We start from the raw sequence: 8723 nt of genomic DNA on the forward strand, positions 1-8723 counted from the left end.
GCGGTGTGTGCTATCCTGTTTCTGCATCAAGACAACATCCTCTTCCATTGTTTGTGTAGGAACTTCAATGATACAGGATATCTGTTCTTGATGTTTTTTATTGTCCAAAAAATTTTGAGACAGTGGCTAACTTGATTCTAAAATGCGCGATTATAATTGATTTGGAAAACTAAGGGAGGTTTTTAATTTGAAAACAAAAGATTTAAATATTACGATCGCTGGCGGAGGTGCGACACACACACCAGGTATTGTACAAGCATTGTTGAATAGCATTGATCGGTTACCATTTTCTACGTTAACACTTTATGATATTGATGCACAACGTAATGATGATATGTATACCATTGTTAGTTACTTATTAAAAAAACAACACATAACAGCTGTTGAATTAAAACAAACCACTGATCCAGAGATTGCTTTTACCCATGTTGATTTTGTCTTTTCACAAATTCGTGTTGGCGGCTTTGAAATGCGCGAGCAAGATGAAAAAATCCCATTAAAATATGGCTTGGTTGGCCAAGAAACTTGTGGTCTAGGCGGATTTGCATATGGTTTACGTTCTATTGGTGGACTTTTAGAGATGGTTGGCTTTGTACAAAAATATGCACCGGATGCATGGATTTTAAATTATACAAATCCAGAGACTTTAGTGTCAGAAGCAGTACGTAGAAAATATCCTCAGGCGCATATGCTAAATGCTTGTGATATGACAATTTCAATTGAAGAGACCATTGCTAGAAATTATGGCTATGACCGTAAAAATTGGATTCCACAGTATTATGGATTGAATCATTTTGGTTGGTATACATCAATCTACGATAAAAAATTAGAGCGTGATGTTATGCCAGAACTACTTGAAAAGTTAAAAAAGGCGCCAATGAAAATTGCTGAATTTAATGCGGCAGATCCGTCTTGGCAAAATGCATGGAATATGATGAGCAAAATCATCAATAATTTTCCTGATAATATTCCCAATAATTATTTAGAATATTATCTCTATCCAGATTTAGTCGTACAAGAAACCGATTCTAGTTATACACGAGCTAATGAAATTATGGATAGCCGGGTAAAAGAAACTAAGGAAATTGCTGCTAATCTTAGAGACGGTATTAGTGGCAGTTACTATGATGCTGATTTTGGTGAACATGGAAATTATATCGTGGATATGGCGATTTCGATTTTAGAAGACGGACATCAGCGTTTTATGCTGATCGTCCCTAACCATGGCGCAATTGAAAACTTAAGAGCCGATGCAATGGTGGAAGTGCCTGCCTATGTTGGTAGATTAGGTGCCGAACCAATTTCTTTACGGCAGCCAATTGGTGATTTTCATAAGGGATTAATGGAAGCACAAAATGCTGCAGAAAAATTACTGGTTGATGCTTTCTTCGAGCAATCTTATCAAAAAGCACTTCAATCATTTACATTAAATCAAACGGTGCCTTCAGCAGATAAAGCTAAAAAGGTATTGGATGACATGATTATTGCTAATAAGGGATACTGGCCGGACTTAAATTAAATGGGGTAGAGGATAATGAAAATAAAACAACCACATCTCAAAAACAGTAATATGATGGCTAAGCTGCAACGCTTTGGTGGTGCGATGTTTACACCCGTTATTTTCTTTGTTTTTTCAGGTATCATTGTCGGTCTTTCTTCAGTTGCGACGAATCCGGATATTATTGGAGCAATCGCAAAAGATGGTACGATTTGGTCGACCATCTGGAAAGTAATTGATGCTGGCGGTTGGACCGTTTTCAATAATATGGAAATTTTATTTGTTATTGGACTGCCATTGGGGTTAGCCAATAAGGCAAAGGAAAGGGCTGCATTAGAGGCATTTGTTCTCTATTTAACCTTCAATAATTTTGTAAACGCTATCTTAACGATGTTCGGTTCTAGTTTAGGTGTTAACTTCAAGGCGGGTGCTGGTGAAGGTAATGGCTTAAAAATGATCGCTGGTGTTAAAACACTAGATACTGGTGTTGTTGGTGCAATTATTCTCGCCGGAATTGTTGTTTGGCTGCATAATAAGTATTATGATGTAAAACTTCCTGATTGGTTAGGAATTTTCCAAGGTTCTGCTTTTGTAGCGATGATTGGTTTCTTTTTCATGATTCCTGTAGCAGCATTATTCTCATGGAGCTGGCCAATTCTACAAGGTGGTATTTCGTCACTACAATCATTTATGGTTAGATCCGGTGATTTAGGCGTTTTCACTTTTATTTTCTTGGAGAAAGCGTTGCTACCAACCGGGTTGCATCACTTTATATATGCACCATTCCAGTATGGACCAGCAATCGTACCTCAAGGAACGACACTTTACTGGATGGAGCATATTAAGCAATTTGCTAATTCTACGCTTTCCTTAAAAACGTTATATCCGCAAGGTGGCTTCTCGATGCAAGGAATGTCGAATATCTTTGGTATTCCAGGTATTGCAGCAGCATTCTATGTCACTGCGAAAAAGGAGAATCGGAAAAAAGTATTAGCTTTGATAGTTCCTGGTGTACTAACTGCTGTTTTTGCCGGGATCACTGAACCGTTTGACTATACTTTTCTATTCATTGCCCCAGTACTATTCTTTGTTCATGCAGTATTAGCAGCATGTTTAGCAACAACGATGTATATTGCTGGTGTTACTGGTGATATGGGTGGCGGATTAATTGAAATTATTGCTAAAAATTATATTCCAATGTGGCATAATCATTGGATTACTTATGTTATTCAATGGGGAATTGGATTAAGTTTTATCATTATTTACTTCTTTGTATTTAGGTTCCTAATATTAAAATTTAATTTTATGACTCCAGGACGTGCAATTGGCGGTATGGTCAATATGTTCACGAAGAAGGATTATAAAGATAAGGAAAATGGTAGTGTCAATACTAATCCGTTCAGAGACCGTGCGGGTGCATATTTGAAGTTACTTGGTGGAAGTCAAAATATTCAGGACGTGACGAATTGCGTCACTAGATTGCGTGTCACCGTCAAAGATGAAGCGTTGGTAGATCCAAATGATCAAGCATTTATCTCTGCTGAAGCTAAAGGTATTGTACGTAATGGAAATGCCTTACAGGTTATTGTTGGTATGGATGTATCCAATGTTAGAAGTGAGTTTGATGAATTACTCAATAATCCAACTCCAGAAACAATAACTGAGGCAGCTCCGGTCGTTCATGAAATCTTAAGCTCACCAGCTAAGGGTCAAGTTATTCCTTTAGAGCAAGTTAACGACGAAGTTTTTTCTAAGAAGATGATGGGGAATGGCTTTGCAATAACTGAGCATGATGGTCATATCTATGCACCAATTGATGGTGAAATTACTAGTATTTTCCCAACTAAGCATGCGCTCATCATAACGACGTTGGCTGGAACGGGTATTTTAATTCATTTAGGGTTAGATACAGTGGAACTTGAAGGGGCTCCTTTTGATATTAAAGTTACCGAACAACAAAAAATTAAACATGGTGATTTGTTGGCCGTAATGGATCTTAAACAGATTCAGGAAGCCCAGAAAGACGCTACCGTCATCGTGATTACGCCAGATGATCAAAGTGGACAGTTGCTTAAGCAGGATGTAGCTGTTGATGTTACTGACGAAGTTTTTGAGCATTAATATTAGAACATATGAATAAAGATTAAAAAAGTAGTCATAGCCGGATCAATACGGTTATGACTACTTTTTTGGATTGGATCGCTGGTAGAAAGAGTAACATTCTAGTTAACAAACACCAACTTAGTTTCAGTCGATAATTCTGGCGTGTACTGATAGTTCAGTCGATCAAAGCATTTCAAGTCGTTGACCTGTTGCACATTATTTTCTGCCATGAAACGGACCATTTCACCGCGCGCCATTTTAGCTAAGGTAGCGCGGGTTTTTATTTTGCCATCGATCCACTGGCCAAAGACAATATCGATCAGTTGTGTGCCAGATTGCAAATGGTGTTGGATAACTTTGGCGTATTCCTGCGAAGCTAAGTTAATGATCGGTTCTGCAGATATTTGGAGTGCTTGGTAAGGCTTAGCGCCCCAAAAATCATATAAATTGGCGGACTGATCAATAGTTAAGCGCGCTTGCATTTCTAAGCGGTAAGGGACAACACCGTCAAATGGACGCAAAATACCATAAAAGCCAGATAGAATTCGTAGGTTAGCCTGTACATATTTTAGAGCCGGCGCAGTAAAAACATCCGGCGCCATATATTGATATTGAATGCCAGAAAAAGCGAGCAAGGCCGGTGTTAATTGGTGCTTGAGCTTTATTTGCTGTAGCCAAGCGTAATTAGTTTGAGCGATTTTATCGCTACAGTGCCATAACGCTTTTAATTCTGCATAGGAGTGTTGACGAAGTACGGTTAAAATTTGCTGGGTTGCAGCCAGGTATTGCGGTAAAGCTGCTACCGCAAATGAGTCAGTGTCGATTTTCATTTTTTTCGCTGGGGCAATGATAATTTTCATAGATAAAACCTTTCAGATAGTCGTTATCTGTATTTTAGCAGAAAGCATGGATCGAAAAATAGATTATTGTGAATATGCAGGTTACTTTTACGCAATAATTATAGTTTGTCAAAAATATTTGCTGGGCAAAGGTAGTCTAATTACGTAAACTTAAGTTGAATAGGAGGCGGGATGCTGATGATTATTGGTGAGCGACTTAAGCAATGTCGACAACGACAAAATCTATCACAAGAAATGGTAGCAGAAAAGTTAGCTGTATCACGGCAGACAATTTCAAATTGGGAAAACTCACGCAGTTATCCAGATATTGAGCGTAGCATTCATTTAGCCGAGTTATATGAACTTTCCTTAGATGAACTGTTGAAGGGGGATCAGAAGATGGTGAAAAATTTGATTAGATCAACTAATTTAGTCAAAATTGGGCGTTTGATTGCATTAAGTATCTTTTTAAATCTAATTTTAGTTGTTGGTCTGGTTTTTATTGTGCAATATTGGTGGTCTGTGGCGCTGATAGGTTTATTATTGCTAAATATTTGTTGGTTATTTATTCTGACGATTTGGTTTATTTGAGGTGATAGCCATGAGAATAACGTTATTGATCGTACTTGGAATCAGCTTTGTAGTGAGCGTAATACTATGCCAATTATTATTGTGGCAGTTAGTCAGACTCGATGCGATCGCTCGAAAAATTGCGCGGCCAGGATTAGTTAGTTGGTTAGCTAGCAGTAACCAAAATATGATCGGTCTATTTGCTTATATTACGCTACGACGACAGCATGCAATAATAGCAGAGTTAGATCAGCCAGCCGAAAGACAACATTTAAAAATACGTCTGACCACTAGCTTTGTAGTGATGTTTAGCTTATTTATTTGTTTAATGGGTATTCTATTTTTATGGCAATGAGTATAGTTATCAAGCGCGCTTGAATGTGCGCTTGAGAGCTGCTGACGCTGTTTGCTAAGAAACTTAGCTTGTGATCAGCTCACCGCAGACTTTCTTTTCTGGTATATTAATAAAGAAGCGATTATTCTTCTAATTAAGGAGTGTGAGTGGTATGCAGTTGGGCGCACAATTAAAATTAGCGCGGCAAACATTAGGAGTTACCCAAGAAGTTGTGGCTAGTCAATTACATGTATCGCGGCAGACGATTTCTAGTTGGGAGAACGAACGTAGTTACCCTGATATTGCCAGCTTGATTGCGCTCAGCGATTACTACCAGCTCTCCTTAGATGAATTATTAAAGGAGGATAATGGTATGGCGGCGGATTTAGTAAGAAAAGAACGAGCGCTGAAGGAAGCGCACCGGATTTGGTTGATGTCATTTATGGTTAATTTATTGTTAGTGGCATTACTGCTTGCAGATACTTTTTCATTATTTGACGTTAAAATGAATAGCGTAATGGCATTTATTTTAGCGGTGGTCATTTTACTGAATAGCTATCTTTTATTGGTGGCTAGTCACAATTATCAACGCCTAAAACCTAATTCTAGCGTTAAATTGGGGATATTGAAGAAAATGTGGGTGTTGTTAGTTATGGTGCTCGGCGTGGTGACTATTTTTGCTTTTATGCAAAGGACATTTTTAGCACTTGGTGCAGTCGTGGGCGCGTTAGTAGCTGCTGCGTGTATATACTATTACATTAAACGCTGAGCATCAAGCGGCGGCCAAACTTAATGGCGTGGCTAGGTCATTTAAAATCAAGCGCGCTTGAATGTGCGCTTGATTTTAAATTGCAGTTAATTAACTTAATCTAAATTATTTATAGTGTAGTCAAGTCCAGTCGCAGGATATGGTATCATGAAGTATCTTGTCAAAAGGGGCACTCATGAAAAAACGCACTAAAATTTTACTTATAACATTGATCACTTTGCTAGTTTTATTGTTAGGTGGTTGGCTGTATATACGCTCACAGATCCATCAGCCCAGCGAAACGGCCGAAAAAGCTGCTCAGCCAGAATTAGTTTTCAAAAGTAAATTGACCACGACGCCGATGGTGATTTTTTATCCTGGCGCGTTAGTAGAACCGGCTAGTTATAGTGTCTGGGCGCAACAAGTTGCGGCGGCAGGTTATCCAGTCTATATTGTTCATTTTCCAATGGATCTAGCGGTGTTGGCACCAAATCAGGCAGACAATATTCTAAAAAATTCACAACGTAATTATGTTATCGGCGGCCACTCGCTCGGTGGGGTAATGGCTAGCCGCTACGCACAGCGCCATCAGGAACGCTTGAAGGGTGTTTTCTTCCTAGCCAGTTATCCAGATAAAAAAGGCAGCTTGCGGTCAACGGTTTTACCTGTTCTATCAATTACAGCCAGCCGGGATGGTGTTTTGAATCAGACGGCTTATCGAGCTGCGCAACAAGATTTACCGCGATCGACTACGCGAGTACAAATCAAAGGCGGTAATCACGCAGGATTTGGCAGCTATGGCACCCAAAAAGGTGACCACACCGCGACAATCAGTAATCAGGAGCAACAACGCCAAGTGGCACAGAACTTAATTAAATGGTTACAGGGTTTAGGTAAAACTAATACTAAAACAAATAAAATCCCATAAATGGGATTTTTTTGTCGCTTATTTTTATTTTCGCGGCGTTACTTCAGTTTCTAGGCTACCGTCCTTACGATGAATTTTAAGCGTAGAATCTTTATTCTTAGTGATTTCGCGTGCGCGTTTGACGGCTTCCTCCTTGCTAGAAAAAATTTCACTGGCCTGTTTGGCGCCTTCCGCTATGACTGCCCAACCATCGTCTTGATGCTTAACGATCTCGTTAGCATCGATCAATTCAGGATTGCCTTTTTGTTCATGCTTGTCGTGTTTAGTTGGATTCGCTTCTTTGCGGAATTTGGCTTTTTCTTTAGCATCTTGGTCCTGATACCATTTTCTGGCCTGGCTCATAGCGATCGGAATAGCACGGTCATCGGGATAGCCATTCGCAAGCAATGCGTTGGCAATATCGATGGCTTTTTTTCGTTCAAGTTCAGCCAAATTTTTCATTGAATTAGGATAGTCTTGCATGTTCCAGGGCATAGGTGGACCTCCTTAAATTAGTTGGTGTTCTATTTTTAGTTTAAGGTAAATTAGGTGAGTAAAGAAAGGAATATGCGTGCTCGTCTTTTAGACGCCAGTTTAGTTAAAAGTTTATTTGGTGTCACCATCAGTGCACTACATCATGGTATCATGGTGGATGGGCAGTTTTATGAAATCGGTATCTGGCAAGCCATGGTGCGGGCCGACAAGATATTCGTCTACAATTTTTATTGGAAAGTGCGACTTTAACAATTTTAGGTGGCTTGATCGGTTATGGCTTAGGTGTGTTACTAGCATTAGGTGTTAGCGCGCTGCCAGTGATGCCGTTTCACGCTAGCTTTAGTTTTGGTGGTTTTTCCTTAGCTTTTGGCGTCTCCACAGTGGTGGGCTTAGTCTTTGGGGTTATGCCGGCCAATGCTGCTAGTCGGAAAGATTTGATTGAAATTATTCGCTAAACGGAGGAAATGAAATGAAAAAATGGTTTAGTCAAGTCAGTGCCAGCGATACTAAAATATGGGTTGGGCTGTATATTGTGGTTGGCATGGTATTGGCGTATTTTGTGGCATTTATTTATCCGCCCAAAAAATTACTAGCCGGTGCGCCAGCAATGGTCAAATGGATCACCTTTGGTAGCAGTGCAATCGGGCTATTACTTGGTTTATTTGTCTCAATGTATATCGGTTATCTGATTTATTTCTTATTACGTAATATTTTGCATGAGGAACCTGCGGATAAAACAGCCACCAAACGTAGCTTTTACTTGACGACCTGTATTTCAGGCGTGCTGATCAGCTTGATCCATTTGGTACTGATCATTGTCACTGGTGGGATGATCAATTCAACGAGCACGATGGTATTAGCCGTGATCAGCTCAATCGTGACTGCGTGGCTGATATATGAGTTCTTCGTACAATTGTTGAAAAAAGTTAAATTAGGTCGGGCGGTGGCGCTAACTTTGTTTGTGGTTAATTTAGTGCCAACGATCATGGGGCTATTCTGACGAATTCTGGGTAAGCGGTATTGATTACTTGTTTGCTTAGACACTCAATAAAACAATGAAATAAAGCCAGTAACCCTAAAAGGCAATGTCATTAAGTTAAGCTATTGACAAAAAAGAATAGGGCTTCAGCTACATCATTTATGTAGCTGAAGCCTTATTTTTTACTTTAAACTTGGTAAACTAAAAGGGGAAGGCACTAAACCTTCTCCTCCACAGGCCTAATTGTAAC

The 8723-nt window shown here is 39.4% G+C and carries 11 protein-coding genes; 9 read left to right on the forward strand and 2 right to left on the reverse strand.

Going from position 1 to position 8723, the window contains the following annotated elements; all coding sequences use genetic code 11:
- The first annotated feature begins 187 nt into the window (after positions 1-187).
- Positions 188-1519 carry a family 4 glycosyl hydrolase gene (locus EKM76_RS11870; protein WP_125550838.1) on the forward strand — a complete coding sequence of 444 codons (1332 nt, stop codon included), beginning with the start codon at positions 188-190 and terminating at the stop codon, positions 1517-1519.
- 51 nt (positions 1520-1570) lie between these two features.
- Positions 1571-3619, forward strand: coding sequence for an alpha-glucoside-specific PTS transporter subunit IIBC (locus tag EKM76_RS11875; protein ID WP_125550845.1), 2049 nt, complete (start codon positions 1571-1573; stop codon positions 3617-3619).
- A 101-nt stretch (positions 3620-3720) separates the two neighbouring features.
- Here EKM76_RS11875 and yaaA read toward each other — a convergent pair whose 3' ends face one another.
- On the reverse strand, positions 3721-4461 hold the full coding sequence (gene yaaA, locus EKM76_RS11880; RefSeq protein ID WP_125550839.1) for a peroxide stress protein YaaA: 741 nt from the start codon (positions 4459-4461) through the stop codon (positions 3721-3723).
- Between the two features lie 171 nt (positions 4462-4632).
- On the opposite strand from yaaA, the gene EKM76_RS11885 reads away from it, so the two are divergent.
- From EKM76_RS11885 to EKM76_RS11900, 4 genes are all read left to right on the forward strand, one after another.
- The gene (locus EKM76_RS11885) at positions 4633-5031 is read left to right on the forward strand and encodes a helix-turn-helix domain-containing protein (protein ID WP_225417933.1); all 399 of its coding nucleotides are present in this window, start codon (positions 4633-4635) and stop codon (positions 5029-5031) included.
- 10 nt (positions 5032-5041) lie between these two features.
- Positions 5042-5365 (forward strand): hypothetical protein, encoded by a 324-nt coding sequence (locus EKM76_RS11890; RefSeq protein WP_125550841.1) that lies wholly within the window; start codon positions 5042-5044, stop codon positions 5363-5365.
- A gap of 151 nt (positions 5366-5516) precedes the next feature.
- Complete coding sequence (locus EKM76_RS11895) at positions 5517-6113, forward strand: helix-turn-helix domain-containing protein (protein ID WP_125550846.1); 597 nt, start codon at positions 5517-5519, stop codon at positions 6111-6113.
- 175 nt (positions 6114-6288) lie between these two features.
- Positions 6289-7020 (forward strand): alpha/beta fold hydrolase, encoded by a 732-nt coding sequence (locus EKM76_RS11900; protein WP_125550842.1) that lies wholly within the window; start codon positions 6289-6291, stop codon positions 7018-7020.
- 24 nt (positions 7021-7044) lie between these two features.
- Here the strand turns inward: EKM76_RS11900 and EKM76_RS11905 are convergent, their stop codons facing one another.
- Entirely contained in the window at positions 7045-7494 is a 450-nt protein-coding gene (locus EKM76_RS11905) for a DUF2188 domain-containing protein (RefSeq protein WP_125550843.1), read from the reverse strand.
- A gap of 54 nt (positions 7495-7548) precedes the next feature.
- Between EKM76_RS11905 and EKM76_RS13720 the strand changes: the two genes are divergently transcribed.
- From EKM76_RS13720 to EKM76_RS11915, 3 genes are read left to right on the forward strand one after another with little or no spacing between them, the layout of a single operon-like run.
- A complete protein-coding gene (locus tag EKM76_RS13720; protein WP_225417934.1) occupies positions 7549-7743 on the forward strand; it encodes a hypothetical protein in 195 nt (64 codons plus the stop codon).
- On the forward strand, positions 7725-7949 hold the full coding sequence (locus tag EKM76_RS11910; RefSeq protein ID WP_263853694.1) for an FtsX-like permease family protein: 225 nt from the start codon (positions 7725-7727) through the stop codon (positions 7947-7949). Before EKM76_RS13720 ends, EKM76_RS11910 begins: the two co-directional genes overlap by 19 nt.
- Before the next feature lie 14 nt (positions 7950-7963).
- Entirely contained in the window at positions 7964-8494 is a 531-nt protein-coding gene (locus EKM76_RS11915; RefSeq protein WP_125550844.1) for a hypothetical protein, read from the forward strand.
- The last annotated feature ends 229 nt before the right edge of the window (positions 8495-8723 follow it).

It is taken from the genome of Loigolactobacillus zhaoyuanensis, from assembly GCF_003946385.1.
Taxonomy (GTDB): domain Bacteria; phylum Bacillota; class Bacilli; order Lactobacillales; family Lactobacillaceae; genus Loigolactobacillus; species Loigolactobacillus zhaoyuanensis.